This is a genomic window from Vibrio sp. SCSIO 43086, assembly GCF_051132235.1.
GTDB lineage: Bacteria > Pseudomonadota > Gammaproteobacteria > Enterobacterales > Vibrionaceae > Vibrio > Vibrio diabolicus.
In genome coordinates, this window is the sequence record NZ_CP072678.1 from 705,554 (window position 1) to 722,236 (window position 16,683).

The window sequence follows — 16,683 nt, forward strand, 5'->3', positions numbered from 1 at the left end:
ACAAAGCCTGACTCAAAATGTGAGTCAGGCTCTTTTCTAACAAGGCATTTAAACTCATCAACTTGCCAAGCGTTATACTACAACCTGCCATCCATACATCGAAATAAGGACTAGGATGAAAATTGGTATTATTGGTTTAGGAGATATTGCTCAGAAAGCATATCTTCCCGTTATCACTCAGCTTCCAAATATCGAACTTGTATTTTGTACCCGCAACGCAAATGCACTTGAGAGTCTGGCTAAGCAATATCGAATCTCAGAGACCTGTCAAGACTACCAGCAGCTTCTGCACTTTGGCGTAGATGCTGTCATGATTCATGCGGCAACAAGCGTACATCCTCAAATCGCAGCATTCTTTTTGCAGCATGGAATCCCAACCTTTGTCGACAAACCATTAGCGGACAATGCTGATGACGTGGAAAAACTGTACGATATTGCCGAAAAAGAAAAACAACCACTTTATGTGGGCTTCAACCGACGTCATATTCCGCTTTACAACCAACACATGCCAGAGGTACAGCAAGGCAACATTTCTGACCTAAAATCGCTACGCTGGGAAAAGAACCGTCACCAACTACCAGGCGATATTCGTACCTTTATATTTGATGATTTTATTCACCCATTAGACAGTATTAACGTGACAGCCAAAACCGATTTAAAAGAGGCTTACATAACGCATCAGCTTGAGGGTGACCAATTGGCGCGTTTAGACATTCAGTGGCAACACGGAGATACTTTACTCCACGCTTCGATGAATCGTCACTTCGGTATGACGATGGAACGCGTTCAAGCTTGTTATGCAAACAAAGCAATGGAATTCGACTCTTTCGTTGAAGGGAGACGATGGCAAGCGAACCAAGAGCAAAAAATCAATTTGAAAGATTGGACGCCAATGCTGACGAGCAAAGGTTTCCATGCGATGTTGCTCGACTGGTTTAACGTCGTTGAATCTGGAAAAATCGCCAGTGAAGTAGTGAAACGCAACATTGCTAGCCATCAGTTAGCAGAGCAAATTTGTCAATATATCGAGAAAGTTACCTCTAGGTAGCTTAATTCTTGGCTATATGCTTAATCGAGTATTACGCTCTATACTAAAACAAACGTAGCTTCAGGGAGTCATTCATTCTCTGTTAATACTTATGCGGCTATTCTATCAAGCAAGTGAATGAGGGAACGGATCACGTTTATTAACGGAGTGGTTCTAGTTTTACATTACGATACCCTCAGGAACCTGTATCGTCATATTCAAGAGTAAAGGAAATAGAATGAGAACACTCGGTAACATCATTTGGTTTGTATTTGGTGGCGTATTTATGGGGTTGCTATGGTGGTTTTTCGGTATCTTAGCCTTTATTAGCATCATCGGAATACCTTGGGGGCGTGCGTGTATCGTTATGGGTAATTTTTCCTTTTTCCCATTCGGAAAAGAAGCCATTTCACGCGATGAATTGACCAATGAAATGGACATTGGTACGAGCCCTCTAGGCGTTATCGGTAACGTCCTTTGGTTTGTCTTTGCAGGTCTTTGGTTGGCAATCGGTCACGTACTTTCTGCCGCAGCGTGTTTTGTAACCATCATTGGTATTCCGTTTGCACTCCAACACCTGAAGCTTGCGGTTATTTCACTCGCACCAATTGGTAAAACGGTTGTGTCGTCAGAAGAAGCTGCAATGGCTCGGTACAATATCAACCGCTAACAAACAGCCAATATACTTTCTATCCTCTGGGCCGTCGTGCTCAGAGGGCAACTCCCGTCAAAAGTAAGCCTATTATCGCTATCGCATATTCAATAATGGTTGATTGTATATCCATACCGTCACCTTTAAGTTGAAGTTCACCCTAGCTCTGTACTACTTTACTTTTTATTAATCAATGGATTAGCTTAACTCTCCAAGCTCACCCACGCTCAAAAATAAGTATTATTTCTGCTCCTCCAAATTGAGTTCATTTACGAAAAGTCGAACTATAAGAATAGTTGATATTAATGATTTTTGACGATAAATAACTCACACCAATCCAGCGATAGTTCCAGCGTTTACTTTTTCTCAGTAAACGCAAGCCGTTACGAAAGCAGGTTTCTTCCCGATTAAAGCCACCACTTCGCATCACTATCGCTTTTCTTTAAAAGGCAACAAATATTCGTTGTTATCTTGAGTAAATTATTTTGTTTGTCGCATTTAAGTTCAATCAATATTATTCGCGACATCAGAGAAATAGACCATTGAGCTCCTTAGCATTTATCACAGACATAGAACGTAAAGCCCCTTTTTTGCTCGTTTTTCTTTTTACAAATGTTCTAACTCAACGTCTATTCAGACAGGAATACACCGTGGATAAATATCAAGCTGCTTATGCCAAACGTCTAGAGAAGTTAAAGGGTAATCAATCTCCAAAAACGATAGCCCGTCTTTCAGCTTGGGAGGCATTTCTTAACAAAGAGTACGAACTCCAAGACTTAGAATACCAACTATCAGACGCAGCACACCTACACTATGAACAATCTCATGTGAAAAATGATATTTCTTTTAAGGCGTTCAAGCGGGCGTTCTATAACGAATCCATCAAAATCTACAACCTAACCGATGGCGCCTCTATACAGAAAGTATTCACTCCGCTGCTCGCATTAACGACAGTTTGGGTGCTATTTATCTGCTTTTTTGACAAGTGATCATCACTTTTATTAGAACAATAAACTTAGGGCGCTTGCATCATGATTCAAAACGATAACCAGACGCACAACGCCCCACTTAAATATAAAAAAGGAGTTTGATCTTGTATGTCTAAGATGACACTTCTTTTAATTACAACAACGATCAGTATCGGAATCACAGGCGCCGCTTTCTGTGTGGGAGTGACATATTTATTCAGTGCGTTTTCACTAAATGAGCTGCTCAATAACCTGTAACTCCCTAGGCTTAATATGAAAAGGGCATCCATCGATGCCCTTTTCTTTTACTTAAGGAGATGCCCTAGCACTTAGGACCACTTGGGTATAAAACCGTTATGCGTTAAGCTGCATTCTATTCATCCAATAGGTAAAGAATGGAACACAGTGATGGAACAAGTAGGAGAGCGTGCGTTGATTGTCGAAGGTGGGGCGATGCGAGGCGTATTTTCTTGCGGCATACTCGATCATTTTCTCGCTAACGAATTCTCTCCATTTGATAGCTTTTGGGGCGTATCGGCGGGCGCAAGTAACTTGGCGGCGTATTTAGCTAAAATGCCCGGGCGCAACTTAAAAATCTATCTCGATTACAGTTTAAGGAAAGAATTCATCTCACCATCTCAGATTCTACGTGGCGGCGATATGATGAACTTAGATTGGATGTGGAACGTCACTCTCGAAGAGCTTGGTATCGACAAATCCGCACTAAAAGCGGATTCGAGACCTTTCTTTTTAGGCGTAACACGTCAAGACAATGGCCAAGCCGAATACCATACTCCTAATGTCGACGAGCTCGCAGAAACAATGAAAGCCAGCAGCGCACTTCCCGTACTTTACCGAAATGGTGTCTTACTGAACGGTACCCGATACGTTGATGGTGGGGTTTCTGATGCACTTCCTGTCGCAGAAGCAATAAAGCGAGGAGCCAAAAAGATTATGGTTTTACGCAGTCAACCCTCCAGCTATCAAAAGCCGAAAGGAAAGTTCAGCGCACTAACCAAACGGATGTTGAAAGAAACGCCAGGATTAATTGAGCCGATGTTGACGCGTGAAGTTCGCTACAATCAAACTTTAGCACTGATCGACAATCCACCATCGGGAGTCGAAATCATCCAAGTTTGTCCTCCCGAATCATTTAAATTAAAACGATTGAGTCGCTCGCCAGTACCATTGCGCCAAGCTTATGAGTTAGGTATTGAAGCAGGAAAAGAAGCCATCATGCGATGGAATCAGAAGTAGAAAAAAGCCACGTGGATTAGACGTGGCTAACGCAAATTCGATGGCAGTGGATTATCGTATTTGCTTCTGGTCGAGCCCAATGGTCAGGCTCAAAACTGTTGATAACTGCGCTACTCACAGAAAAGGGAGTTAGGATGTTGATGCTAGTAGCTTTCAAACAATCCTGAATTGTAGTCTTGGATTGCTTGTTCTATTTCTTCCATGCTATTCATTACAAAAGGGCCATAGTGAACCACTGGTTCATTGATTGGTTCGCCAATAAAAATCAGAGCACCACTCTCCTTTTCGGCTTGTAATTCAACCCATTCACCTTTCGATAGAATCGCCATTTCGCCTTGATTGATCTCACGATCTTTTACCTGAATACGTCCTTTATAAACGTAAATCATCATGTTGTGGTCTTGCTCCGTGGTCAAATTCAAAGCGTGACCAACCATCGCTCTCCAATCGGCCACCGTGGCAGCAACACCTGTTTCTGTTAAAGGCCCCTGAATACGTTCGTTGTTTATAGTCAGATGACCAGCAATCAAGCGTACAACGCCCGAGCTTTGAGTTTCGAATTCCGTTATCGTTTCAGGTTGAAAGTCATGATATTGAGCCGGTGACATCTTATTTTTCGCAGGCTGGTTTATCCAAATTTGGAAACCATGCAATTCACCTTCCTGCATAATAGGCATCTCACTATGAATGACGCCTCTTCCTGCCGCCATCCATTGAGCGCCACCAGAACGAAGCTCACCAACATTATCCATGTGGTCACGATGCTGGAAATGACCTTTCAACATATAAGTAAGCGTCTCGATGCCGCGATGAGGATGAGGAGGAAAGCCACCCACATAATCAGCACGGTCGTCAGACTTAAGTTCATCCATCATCAAAAATGGAGAAAAACTCTCATTATTAAACCCTGCTACTCGACGAATTTTCACTCCGTCACCATCAGCAGTGGGTTGTGATTGAATAAGCTGACGAATTTCTCTGAATGTGCTCATACTATTTCTCCTCGTTTACCTTTGTGGCCGCTTGCAAACCGCATGTTCAGCCATGGCTATCGATATGGTTCTATTTTAGATTGAAGAAAAATAATCATGAGCCTTGCTATTTGAGCTACTTATTCAAATTTTTCGAACAGCCCACTTATCCAAGCTGTCGACATATATTTAAAAATAAGTGTAGCTATTTCCTAAACAAGGTGTATAGTAGGCCTTGGCTCTTAGAAGAGAGCTGTTAATGCAACATTTAGTTTAAGTTTCCTCTCAGTAAAATCTTGAATCCCCCAATTCAGACACCTGCGTACAACTTCCTCTTGATTGAACATTCAATAGCTTAGAAAAGATCCACAAAACAAATTCAAATTTTAATGTTTAATTCAAAGGTATTTTTATGTCTAAAGTAAACGGCTCAGTAAAATGGTTTAACGAAACTAAAGGCTTTGGCTTCCTATCTCAAGACAACGGTGGTCAAGATGTATTCGTACACTTCAACGCTATCGTTTCTGACGGTTTCAAAACACTGACTGAAGGTCAGAAAGTAAGCTTCAACGTAGAGCAAGGTAAAAAAGGTCCTCAAGCGACTGAAGTAACTCCTCTATAAGACTGCTTTTCTTGGTGTAGCATCCCCATGCTGCACCAAACCTCTCTCCTTCAAAAATATTCTCACTTTAATCACTCAGCCTAATATCAGGCATTGCTTTGTGCTACCTAAAATAAATAGGATAGTACTGCTTAATTTATTATTTATAGGAAAAATCATGTCCTCAAAAAGAACAGGCCGTCAAAGGCATTGGTATCAATTACTTAACAAAGACAAAATCACTAAGAAACAGGAGAATAAATGTTAGAAATTGAATTTAACCTAGAACAACCTCACACCTCTTGGAACGCTAAAATACATCAATTAAATGGTGATATTTTACGAAGGCACGTATTACCTAAGCTTCATTCTCATAGCTACATGATCGATTTTGAATATTGTGAGAAAACGCAATCTGGAACTATTCTCTGTGATTCAGGTTCAAAGTTAGGAAGTTTTACTGTTAACTAATTCAGTTTTCATGCATTAATGAATGATGCAACTAATTTGGAAGGTATCCAATGGCTAGAAAAAGTAAGAAGCAAGCAGAAAAAGACAAGAAAGAGTCGGAGCAAAACGCGGCGGCGGTAAAACAAAAAACGCGACGCCGTATAGAAGACATTATGGAACAAAGAGAATTTGACAAGTTATTTGATCTATAAGCTATCCTTGACTCTCTCAATGCTTTCTCTGCTCCATCGTTGTGCAAGGTACCGCCACCTACCTTTGCTCAAACGAAGCCTCACTCTTTTTCCTCACTCATAACAACACGATAAGCCTCGTTCACGCTCAAAAACCAATTTGCTCCTCTATACCCAAGTGACTTATACGGTTGCCAGTTACTTTTCTTAGAAAAATCCTTCGACTACTGACAACTAGGTTATTTGCGTATAGCCAAATTGATAATTTTGCGTATAATCGCCTCGTTTGCTTCGTATAACCCCAATGATATGGTTTGGGGGTCTCTACCAGTTCCCGCAAAGTGCTGATTACGAAGAGTTGAGATCATCGTGGGTCTTACTCTTTGTGATAGCGTTCGATTTATTCTTATCTATACCTATTCTTAGAGTAACTGCATCCACAATACACATAAGGTGGAATATGAACGCATTTATTCAAGGTCTTCCAAAAGTAGAGCTGCACTTACATATCGAAGGTTCACTTGAGCCAGAACTTCTCTTCAAGTTAGCACAACGAAACGGCATCGACATTCCTTACTCTTCTCCGAGTGAACTACGCAGCGCGTATCAGTTCGAAGACTTACAGTCATTCCTTGACCTTTATTACCAAGGGGCGGATGTTTTGCGTACAGAGCAAGACTTTTACGATCTCACTTGGGAATACTTACTGCACTGTAAAGCGGATAACGTTATTCATACCGAAATCTTTTTTGACCCACAAACGCATACAGAGCGCGGTATTGACTTTGACACCGTTATCCACGGGATCGCCCGCGCACTACAAGATGGGCACGAGAAGCTCGGCATTACTTCACAAATCATTGCGTGTTTTCTCCGTCACCTTTCAGAAGAAAGCGCCATGGAAACTCTGCAAGCCGTTCTGAAACACCGTGATAAGATCATCGGTGTCGGTCTAGATTCTTCAGAACAAGGCCATCCACCAGCTAAGTTCAAACGAGTATTTAAACAAGCGGTAGAAGCAGGCTTACTGACTGTTGCTCACGCAGGTGAAGAAGGCCCCGCACAAAACATTACCGATGCAATTGAAATGCTTCACGTCAGCCGCGTGGATCATGGTGTTCGCTGTGTTGAGGATGAAGCATTAGTCGAGTCGTTAATTGAAAGCAAAATGCCACTGACGGTATGTCCATTATCGAACCTTAAATTGTGTGTATTTGACGATATGAACGATCACAATATTGTCGAGCTACTGCGCAAAGGTGTCGCTGTGACGATTAATTCGGACGATCCGGTATACTTTGGTGGTTACATGACAGATAACTTTTTAGCCGTCAACAACGCACACCCAATGAGTAAGAATGAACTAGCTCAATTCACAATGAATGCGATTGATGCTAGCTTCATCGATAATGAGTTGAAAGCGAAGTATCGCCATCTCGTTAGTCAATACGTAAGTCAGCATGAAGCGTTGTAATAAATCCATCAGTGCTACATCTTGGGTCAAACACTTAGGTGCTAAAACCTTACAAAAGCTCTGTGGTTAACCGCATTTATAAGCGCTAGACTGAGAAAGCTAAACTAGCACACAAAAAGGAATAAAATCATGATTCAACAAGGCCAAGCTCTACCAGTTGCGACTCTAAGCGAATTGACTGCCGATGGTATGGTTAACCACGACGTGACTGAGCTGTTTGCAAACAAGAAAGTCGTACTCTTCGCTGTACCTGGCGCATTCACCCCAACGTGCTCGGAAGCTCACCTACCAGGCTATGTGGTATTAGCCGACGAGTTGAAGGCAAAAGGTGTTGATTTAATTGCGTGTGTTTCTGTAAACGATGCATTTGTGATGCAAGCTTGGGGCGAAGCTCAAAACGCTTCAGAAATCCTGATGTTGGGTGATGGCGACGCAAGCTTTACTAAAGCATTGGGACTTGAAATGGATACCGGCGGCTTTGGTGGTATTCGCTCACAACGCTACGCCATGATCATTGAAAACGGCATTGTGACCAAACTTAACGTTGAAGAACCAAAAGAGTTTGAAGCAAGCAAAGCAGAAACGATTTTAGCGGCGCTTTAAGCTTACCCTTAGATACAAAAACGGAAGCCATCGCTTCCGTTTTTTGTTGGCTAACGCATTCTCACAACACTCGTTTGTTGCTTACGCTGCATTTCCGCAAAAGTCAGCACAAATGGGGATGACTGCTTTACGCGGCTCGGCAGTGAAGAAAGAGCATTGTAGGCATCCTGTTTCGTTTTAAAATCGCCAACAGTTACCGTATACCAACGCGTGCCTCGGCTGTTTTTCCAGTTAACCCAAACCGGATGCTTAGGATCGATATAACGAATGTAATCTTTCACATCTTTTTCTTGCTTTAGCGCGAGTACCTGCATCGTGTAATGGTTTGGGTTTAAATAACCATACGCATCCTGAGAGGTCATTACTCCAACACATTGGCCACTATCGACCTGCTGCTGGTAAGGCATAGCGCAGCCCATGAGCGATAAAATCAATGTCAAAGATAAAATCTTGTGCACGTGTCACTCCATTTTTGTTCTAGTTTCTTTTTTCTCGCACTCAAAAACACAAAAACGCTTCTAATTAGGCGAAAATAGCCCCTTACAAGAAGGTCCGATGTTTTAGCGCAACGAGTATTCCAAAAAAGTAAGGCGACCACGTTGGCCGCCTTAGTAAATTGATTTAATAGAACAATAACAAGATAGAGTGATAATGGCAGAAGTTAGCTGTTTTTTAGAGCCAACTCGCGACCAATTGCTTAAACCAGTCTAAAATTCGCTTGAATAAGCTGCCTTCTTCCACCGATTCCAACGCAACAAGTTCTGCTTCATTCACAACTTTACCTTCGACTTTGTAAAGCACTTTACCAACCACTTGTTGTTGAGAAATTGGCGCTACCAAATCGCCATTATATTCAACTTCAGCTTGTAGCTTTTTCACATCCCCTTTTGGTAAAGTAAGATAAACGTCATTGGCCACGCCTACTTTCAGTTCATCTTGTTCGCCCATCCAAACTCGAGCGTTCGCAACTTCCGTTCCTGCCTCGGTTGGCATTACCGTATCGTAAAAGCGGAAGCCATAACTTAGCAGTTGTTTGCTTTCGGATTCACGGATATTCTCACTTTTCGCTCCCATCACAACCGCAATTAAACGCATATCACCTTGAGTCGCTGAAGTCGCTAGACTATAACCAGCACCGCTCGTATAACCAGTTTTCATGCCATCAACATTCATACTGCGATCACGAAGCAAGCCATTGCGGTTATATTGCGTAATGCCGTTGTAGGTAAACGAAGTTTCGCTATACAGTGGGTAGATGTCAGGTAAGTCACGAATAATAGCTTGACCCAACTTGGCAATGTCATAAGGTGTTGAATATAAACCGTCACTGTCTAGACCATGAGGGTTGGTGAAAGCCGTGTTATTTAATTCAAGCTTAGCAGCCCAACTATTCATCAAGCTTACAAACCCTGACTCACTACCTGCGACATGTTCAGCAATGGCCACACTAGCATCATTACCTGATTGAACAACCAGGCCACGGTATAAGTCAGATAAAGAAACGGAAGTATTGACTTCAATAAACATCTTTGAGGAATCTGGGAAGTTTTTTGCCCAAGCATTTCGGCTAATGACGACCTCATCATCCAAAGTAATATTACCTGCGTTAATTTCTTGACCAGCCACATAAGCCGTCATTAACTTCGTTAAGCTCGCAGGATTTAGCCGTTTATGTGCATCACGTTCAACCAGCACTTTCCCAGTGTGAAAGTCCATCAAAACATAGCCACGAGAACTGAGTTCCGGTGCATTTGGCACAACCGTTGGTGCTGCATAAGCCAACGAAGATACAGCAGCGAACCCTGTAATTAACACTGTGTTTAATATAGTACTTTTTCTCATCATGACATCTTATCTTAGTAGCATTTAAGGCTTACAAACGGTACCCGAATGAATTCAAAGCGCAGGGTTACCTAGGTAAAGAGCGAGTATATTGAAACGGCGCTCAGTTACAGCCACCTTGTTACGATTAGTTACTTTTACTCAATGTTTGTCGAGAATAATGAGAGGTAGGTAGAGCTTTCGTCTAGAAAGATGAGACAAGAGGCGAGAAATCATGCCGTTATGCTATGTAATTAGTGTTCAGAGAAAAAACCGTACAAGCCAGATCTAAAACTAAGCTTGTACGGGAAAAGATAGCTAAAAATTTTATCACTATCTAACTAGGGGCAACTAGGAAAATCTACAATTAAATTAATAACCCGAACTAATAATTTACTAACCAATGCTTCATCTCGGTCATAACAACATAATAATTTATTGTCAGAAATTCAGATAAAAATAAAAATTTAATTTATATATAACCTAAATATTATCTATTACTAGACAGGAGAAAAGTATAATTTCCCTTTCTTAAAACTAAGGGAGGCTTTTTTCGATGCCTTTGAGTTTGTATCGTCATCAGTAAACTGAGTGTAACAATGAGGGATAAGGCATCCGGCTTTAGCACGAAAAGATAAGCCACTGTTATTTAAGTTCACTCTCTGCTTTTTTATCACCAAAGACTTTAAATTTCGGTTACCTTCAGTTTGTATAGCAATTCTTTCACGTACCCCAACCCAGTACGAATCAAACGACGACATTATACATATCCTCTTTCATGGTATAAGCAGTTGTAATTAAACATTGCTCAAAGCTAGATGTAGAATTCAGTAAATTATTTAAATTTTATTTATCTATAAATTTTAATTTAAATAGATTAACTTGCACATTCCACACAAAATAAAAGGTTATGTCAAAGATTAATTATCATTAAGTTTATTTATACTAGATATAAAATTAAGTTATAAATTTAAGGTTATCTAAAGTATAAATTTTTAGAATATCATCAGCTAATAGTTAATAGAAATGCAGAGGGCTTGTTGAATATGAAAACGACAAATAGAAGCAAAGAACCATCTATAGATTGAATAATCTTCAACGGGGTTACAATTCAAATAAAAGTAGCGCATCTAGTAAGATGCGCTACGGATTTGATCAGTTTTAGAGTATGAGTTCGGATGAAAACAAACTTACTTGAAGTGACTGAGCCAAGTTTGCTTATGGTTTAAGCTTCAATACCTTATCAATATCTTCTGCGCTGTGACGTTCAGGTAACTGCTCCCACTCTTCTCCCCATGAGCGATTCACAATACGACCACGCTGGACAGCTTCTCGCTCATCAATCGCTTTCGCCCAACGCACAACGTTTTTATAGCTTTCTACGTCTAAGAATTCAGCCGCATCGTAAGCACGACCCAGTACAAGGTTGCCGTACCATGGCCATGTTGCGATATCAGCGATACTGTACTCATCGCCACCTAGGAATTCATTGTTTGCGAGGCGCTTGTCTAATACATCTAACTGACGTTTTGCTTCCATTGTAAAACGGTTGATTGGGTACTCGAACTTCTCTGGTGCGTACGCGTAGAAGTGACCAAAACCACCGCCTAGGTATGGCGCAGAACCTTGCAGCCAGAATAACCAGTTCATTACCTCAGCACGCTTAGCGCCTTCTTTTGGTAAGAAATGATCAAACTTCTCAGCTAGATAAAACAAGATGTTGCCAGATTCAAACACGTTCACTGGCTCAGAACCCGAACGGTCAACCAATGCCGGAATTTTCGAGTTTGGGTTAACAGCTACAAAGCCAGAACCAAACTGGTCGCCGTCACCAATCTTGATCAGGTATGCATCATATTCTGCTTCTTTTACGCCTGCCGCCAGAAGCTCTTCAAACATGATCGTTACTTTCTGGCCGTTTGGAGTCCCCATGGAATAAAGTTGGAATGGGTGTTCCCCAACAGGCAATTCTTGCTCATGACGAGCGCCTGAGTCCGGGCGGTTAATGCTCGCCCACTGGCCACCATTTTCGTTATCGTTTGTCCAAACTTTTGGTGGAATGTATTCGTTAGCCATTGTTATCCCTTATTGTGTTTGAATGCATTATCAAACTGGCAAACTCAGTGCGCCAGCAAGCATGATGAAGTAACCCACCGCATTCGATAAATGGGCATACCCAAGATATTAGGCCGGAATCTTCAAATAAAAGTCCTGACCTTTCACTTAATTAGAACCTTTGGTTATGGGATTTTCTTTCACGCTATAAGGAAAAACGTTGTGTTAATGTGAGTTAGGTTCGAGATGCTAACAATAATGAGTAAGCCCAACTCGGCGGCGCACCTCTGTTTGGTGATTTAGAACAACCGCTTAACTTTACAGTCACTAAGAGCGAAGTAGTGTTAGATACTTTGGTTCAGAAGACTTACGTACGTGAAAGATAGTTAGGTTAGATAGTTAAAAAGAAAAACGCCCTTCACTGAGTCAATGAAGGGCGTTTTAATATCTTTGTAATCGAAACCGTTACTTAGCTGATTCAAACAAACCAGTGATGCCTTTCAAAGGGAAAAGCCTTGCTTGCTCCAACCCTTTCAACGTTACCTTACTGAGGTCATCAATAAAGAAACGACTGGTTATCGTGTGTTTGCCACCATTAATGAAAATCTCGATGACAGAATTGTCGATGTATATATCAATCGTCTGTTTAGCGTCCAATCTTGGTGCTTTTCGAATGCTACCAAATTCTTCTGCGTACAAATGAGACATGTGACGACGGTCCAGCATAAACTCGTGCTTTGTCGCACTAAAGACGATGTTGTCACCTTTGAGGTTACTCAGCTCAAGTTCAAAGCCATCGCCCTCAAGGTCTAATTGGATCAAACAACTGGTGCTTTCCAGTGTATGGGATTGTGCAAAGACCACCTCTTCTTTTCTTAAACTCTTCAGCTCAGGGAGTGGAGTTTGAACAAGAAAACCATCTTTCAACGTTAGTTCTCTAGGAAGAGACAACATTCCTGCCCACTGGTGTGTGACCGATGGCGTGTCGATTTCTGGCAACCCTATCCATGCAATAAGAATGCGACGCCCATTCTCATCTAAATAGGTTTGTGGGGCGTAGAAATCAAACCCATAATCTGGCTGCAAAATATCTTGGTGGTTTTCTAAAGTCATCGACTCTAGGTTCAACTGATCACCCACGATATACGCGACAGAATAGATGTTTTTGAAATCATAAGAATTACTACTGCTCACGCCCTGTGGAGAAAACAGCATCACCGATTGACCATTAATCTCAAAGAAATCAGGACACTCCCACATGTACCCAAGGTCAGAAAACTTGGTCTTGATAGGACCTTTATGCTGCCACGTTTTCAAATCTTTGCTTTGATAGAGCGCCATTGAACCATGCTCGGTTTTGGTTTGAGCACCCACCACCATCAAATAGTCGTCGCCTTTCTTCCAAACTTTTGGGTCACGAAAGTGCTCCGTGTAATGTTCGTTCTCAATGACCACACCATGTTTTTCAATGTTGCCGTCTGAATCCATGGTGGCAAAGCACTGTGTTGGAATTCGGTTCCAGTTTTGGTCACGCTTGTTGCCAGTAAAAAACAGCAAAGCCTTGTCGTTTTCCACCAAAGCGCCGCCCGAATAGACACCATGTGAATCGTAGTCTTGGTCGGGGTGAAGACCAACACCATGATCAGTAAAATGGATGAAGTCTTTAGTAGAAAGGTGATACCAATACTTCATTCCATGGACTGGTCCCACAGGTGTCCACTGGTAAAAGATGTGGTGCTCACCATTGAAATAGCACAACCCATTTGGGTCATTTAACAGCCCAAATCTAGGGGCGATATGAAAACTAGGAAAGCCTTTATCTTGCTGACGTAAAAGTGTCATTTCTTCGATATCACACTGAGGGATTTGCTCAAGTCGGCGATATCTTTGCTCTACAGTCCAACGGTTGTTTAAGCTCATAATTTTTCTCAACTGAAATTGGATCTGGAGATCATTGCCCAATAAATTGCAGCAATTCTGTCTGGGTCGGAAGCGCAGTCATTGCGCCTTTTTGCGTCGTCGCTAATGCACCACAGCCATTTGCCCATTGAATCGCAGAGCTAACAACAGGATGATTTTTCCAATCGTCATGTTGAGACAGACATGCCAGTAGCCCTCCGACAAAAGCATCACCCGCACCTGTGGTATCAATCGGACTAACGACTTGACCTGTGATCAGCTCACTCTGACTTTCAAAGACGCGCCAAACGCCTTTCGCACCTTGTGTCACCAAGACCAACGCAATATTCATAGCGGCTATTTGTTGTAAACCTTGTGCCATCGATGTTGAGTCAGTTAAGAACAAAAGCTCTTCTTCAGAGAACTTAACCACATCAGCCATCGCTACAGCCTTCATTACGACAGCTTGGATTTCTGATTGATCTTGCCACACTTCATCACGCAGGTTAGGGTCAAAGCTAATGAAACCACCAGCGGCTTTTGCTCTTTTGATCGCCTCAAATGTGCTGCTTCTACTTGGCTCATTTGCCAGTGAAATCGAGCACACATGCAGCCAGTCACCTTGCTTAAAGTTTGGGATATCTTCAACAGACATAAACTGATCAGCGCTCGGTTTTACCATAAACGTAAAGCTGCGCTCACCTTGATCGTCTAAATCCACCACCACTGTTGATGTTCTTTGCTCAGGATCTTTAACGAGAAACTCCGTGCACACGCCCTCTTGATCCAGAGTTGATTTCATAAAGCGACCAAATGGGTCATCACCCACACGTCCAAAAAACGCACTCTTACCAGATAGACGAGCAATCGCTACGGCGACATTCGCTGGTGCACCACCGGGACATTTGAGTAAAGAAGTCTCAGATTCCGGTATTAGATCGACAACAGCATCACCAGTTACCCACACTTGATTCATCTTGCTTACCTTAAAATTAAAGCCCTGATAGCCCAACGTGTTGAACACCTTCACTACCAAGTAAAAATTGAAAAAGGCTAGCCAAGCCATTAGTGCTTGGCTAGCACCCCAAACATTTAGGAAACGAAGTGGATTTTGGGGGACTCCACCCTTAAGGAGTTCAGATTAAGCCGCTGCTTTTTTACCGACTTTAGCGCGGTCACGCATACCAAGAACAATGGTGAGAACAAATGCGGTCAAGAACGCGATCACCATACCCGCGATGTAGTACCCAATCTTATCTGGCGTGATGGAAATGATGCCTGGAAGACCAGCTGCACCCAATGCCTGAGCTTTCACATTAAACATTGTGATGAACGCACTTGATAACGCCGCAGCGCAAACTGCCGCAATAAATGGGTAACGTAGTTTTAAGTTAACACCAAACATGGCTGGTTCTGTAATACCCAGCAAACCCGTGACACCCGATGGAATCGCAATACCTTTCATCTTCTTATCTTTACTCATTATGCCCACCGCCAACGCTGCAGCACCTTGAGAAACGTTAGACATCGCCGCAATAGGAAAGATAAAGGTGCCGCCTGTCGTCGCAATATCCGCAAGAAGTTGCGTTTCAATCGCAATGAAGCTGTGATGCATACCGGTAATAACAAACGGAGCATAGATAAGACCAAATACCGCACCACCAACAAAGCCAGCTGTGTTGTATAGCCAGTTCAGACCATCACCCAATAGGAAACCGATATCACGCGTGAACGGACCGACGACAGTAAACGTCAGCAAACCCGCTATGAAAATCGCCAGTAATGGCGTTAAAAGGTTGTCTAAAACAGAAGGTATGACTTTACGTAAGCCTAGCTCAACCTTCGCAAGAATGAATGCCGATACCAAAACCGGTAACACTGAACCTTGGTAACCCACTTTTTGGATTTCAAAACCAAGAATATTCCAAACCGGAATGTTGCCAGACACAGATGCGCCGCCGAATCCCCAACCATTCAGCAAGTCAGGGTGAACCATCAACATACCTAACGCCGCCCCTAAATATGGGTTACCGCCAAACTTCTTGCTGGCTGAAAATGCCAGCAGAATAGGCAGGTAAACAAACGGAGCGTTCGCAAACGTGTTGATCATGTTCGCCAAGTCTGTCAGTCCTGGGTTGGCATCAATCAAAGATTTGCCATCAATAAACAAGCCTTGAGCAGTCAATAGGTTATAGATACCCATCAACAAACCGCCAGCGACGATTGCTGGAATGATTGGGACGAAAATATCAGACAGCCCTTTCACCGCGCGCTGAACGATGTTTTGTTTCTCTGCGCCAGCAGACGCAACGTCGTTGGTGGACATTTCACTCATCCCCGTCAACTTCGCCATTTCTGCATAAACTTGGTTTACGATGCCTGATCCAAAAATGATTTGGTACTGACCCGCAACTTTGAACTGCCCTTTTACCCCTTCAAGGCTATCAATCGCTTGTTCATCTATTTTTTGCTCATCTGCAACGGCAAGGCGTAAGCGTGTCGCACAATGCGCAAGTGCGGTGATGTTGCTTTTACCACCTAATAGAGTTAACAACTCTTTTGCTACTGCCGGATAATTCATTTCATACCCCATTGGATTATTATCTGAGCTTGCGAAATTTTCGGGAACGTTTGCAAAACAGATTTTTGCTCAACAAAACCAAATGATCAAAGATAAAGCAGAGAGAATGTGAGAATGATCATCAAATTCTCTC

The 16,683-nt window shown here is 42.4% G+C and carries 16 protein-coding genes, 1 pseudogene and 1 riboswitch; of the genes and pseudogenes, 10 read left to right on the forward strand and 7 right to left on the reverse strand.

The window, feature by feature from the left end; genetic code table 11:
- The first annotated feature begins 115 nt into the window (after positions 1-115).
- The 4 genes from J8Z23_RS19310 (at position 116) to J8Z23_RS19325 (ending at position 3,904) form a co-directional block, all read left to right on the forward strand.
- A complete protein-coding gene (locus J8Z23_RS19310; RefSeq protein ID WP_434635778.1) occupies positions 116-1,048 on the forward strand; it encodes a Gfo/Idh/MocA family protein in 933 nt (310 codons plus the stop codon).
- Positions 1,049-1,265: 217 nt separating this feature from the next.
- A complete protein-coding gene (locus J8Z23_RS19315) occupies positions 1,266-1,697 on the forward strand; it encodes a YccF domain-containing protein (RefSeq protein WP_005373685.1) in 432 nt (143 codons plus the stop codon).
- 632 nt (positions 1,698-2,329) lie between these two features.
- Positions 2,330-2,668 (forward strand): hypothetical protein, encoded by a 339-nt coding sequence (locus J8Z23_RS19320; protein ID WP_006741201.1) that lies wholly within the window; start codon positions 2,330-2,332, stop codon positions 2,666-2,668.
- 387 nt (positions 2,669-3,055) lie between these two features.
- Positions 3,056-3,904, forward strand: a complete 849-nt coding sequence (locus tag J8Z23_RS19325) for a patatin-like phospholipase family protein (protein WP_258661534.1) — start codon at positions 3,056-3,058, stop codon at positions 3,902-3,904.
- A gap of 143 nt (positions 3,905-4,047) precedes the next feature.
- Here the strand turns inward: J8Z23_RS19325 and J8Z23_RS19330 are convergent, their stop codons facing one another.
- Positions 4,048-4,896: a pirin family protein gene (locus J8Z23_RS19330; protein ID WP_213962681.1), complete on the reverse strand. Its 849-nt coding sequence runs from the start codon at positions 4,894-4,896 to the stop codon at positions 4,048-4,050.
- Between the two features lie 391 nt (positions 4,897-5,287).
- Here J8Z23_RS19330 and cspE point away from each other — a divergent pair, with 391 nt between their 5' ends.
- The 5 genes from cspE to J8Z23_RS19355 all read left to right on the forward strand — a co-directional run bounded on the left by cspE (position 5,288) and on the right by J8Z23_RS19355 (position 8,194).
- Positions 5,288-5,497: a transcription antiterminator/RNA stability regulator CspE gene (gene cspE, locus J8Z23_RS19335; RefSeq protein WP_005396336.1), complete on the forward strand. Its 210-nt coding sequence runs from the start codon at positions 5,288-5,290 to the stop codon at positions 5,495-5,497.
- A 240-nt stretch (positions 5,498-5,737) separates the two neighbouring features.
- Positions 5,738-5,947: a hypothetical protein gene (locus J8Z23_RS19340; protein ID WP_053807947.1), complete on the forward strand. Its 210-nt coding sequence runs from the start codon at positions 5,738-5,740 to the stop codon at positions 5,945-5,947.
- A 50-nt stretch (positions 5,948-5,997) separates the two neighbouring features.
- Positions 5,998-6,138 (forward strand): PA3496 family putative envelope integrity protein, encoded by a 141-nt coding sequence (locus tag J8Z23_RS19345; RefSeq protein ID WP_005396335.1) that lies wholly within the window; start codon positions 5,998-6,000, stop codon positions 6,136-6,138.
- Positions 6,139-6,388: 250 nt separating this feature from the next.
- Positions 6,389-6,488: riboswitch (purine riboswitch) on the forward strand.
- Positions 6,489-6,577: 89 nt separating this feature from the next.
- Entirely contained in the window at positions 6,578-7,591 is a 1,014-nt protein-coding gene (locus J8Z23_RS19350) for an adenosine deaminase (RefSeq protein WP_104973475.1), read from the forward strand.
- A gap of 129 nt (positions 7,592-7,720) precedes the next feature.
- Complete coding sequence (locus J8Z23_RS19355) at positions 7,721-8,194, forward strand: peroxiredoxin (RefSeq protein ID WP_005396331.1); 474 nt, start codon at positions 7,721-7,723, stop codon at positions 8,192-8,194.
- A gap of 50 nt (positions 8,195-8,244) precedes the next feature.
- Here the strand turns inward: J8Z23_RS19355 and J8Z23_RS19360 are convergent, their stop codons facing one another.
- The 3 genes from J8Z23_RS19360 to yghU form a co-directional block, all read right to left on the reverse strand.
- Positions 8,245-8,652 carry an SPOR domain-containing protein gene (locus J8Z23_RS19360; RefSeq protein ID WP_006741205.1) on the reverse strand — a complete coding sequence of 136 codons (408 nt, stop codon included), beginning with the start codon at positions 8,650-8,652 and terminating at the stop codon, positions 8,245-8,247.
- A 214-nt stretch (positions 8,653-8,866) separates the two neighbouring features.
- Positions 8,867-10,036, reverse strand: coding sequence for a D-alanyl-D-alanine carboxypeptidase family protein (locus J8Z23_RS19365; protein ID WP_012842370.1), 1,170 nt, complete (start codon positions 10,034-10,036; stop codon positions 8,867-8,869).
- Between the two features lie 1,197 nt (positions 10,037-11,233).
- Entirely contained in the window at positions 11,234-12,091 is an 858-nt protein-coding gene (gene yghU, locus J8Z23_RS19370; RefSeq protein ID WP_006741427.1) for a glutathione-dependent disulfide-bond oxidoreductase, read from the reverse strand.
- A gap of 254 nt (positions 12,092-12,345) precedes the next feature.
- Between yghU and J8Z23_RS19375 the strand changes: the two are divergent.
- Positions 12,346-12,456, forward strand: a pseudogene (locus J8Z23_RS19375) (dihydrofolate reductase family protein); the annotation flags it as partial.
- 79 nt (positions 12,457-12,535) lie between these two features.
- On the opposite strand, the gene J8Z23_RS19380 reads toward J8Z23_RS19375, so the two are convergent.
- From J8Z23_RS19380 to J8Z23_RS19390, 3 genes are all read right to left on the reverse strand, one after another.
- The gene (locus tag J8Z23_RS19380; protein ID WP_434635779.1) at positions 12,536-13,990 is read right to left on the reverse strand and encodes a sucrose-6-phosphate hydrolase; all 1,455 of its coding nucleotides are present in this window, start codon (positions 13,988-13,990) and stop codon (positions 12,536-12,538) included.
- Between the two features lie 31 nt (positions 13,991-14,021).
- Positions 14,022-14,945 carry an aminoimidazole riboside kinase gene (locus tag J8Z23_RS19385; RefSeq protein ID WP_005392790.1) on the reverse strand — a complete coding sequence of 308 codons (924 nt, stop codon included), beginning with the start codon at positions 14,943-14,945 and terminating at the stop codon, positions 14,022-14,024.
- Positions 14,946-15,110: 165 nt separating this feature from the next.
- Positions 15,111-16,550, reverse strand: a complete 1,440-nt coding sequence (locus J8Z23_RS19390; protein WP_256965723.1) for a sucrose-specific PTS transporter subunit IIBC — start codon at positions 16,548-16,550, stop codon at positions 15,111-15,113.
- Positions 16,551-16,683: the final 133 nt, after the last annotated feature.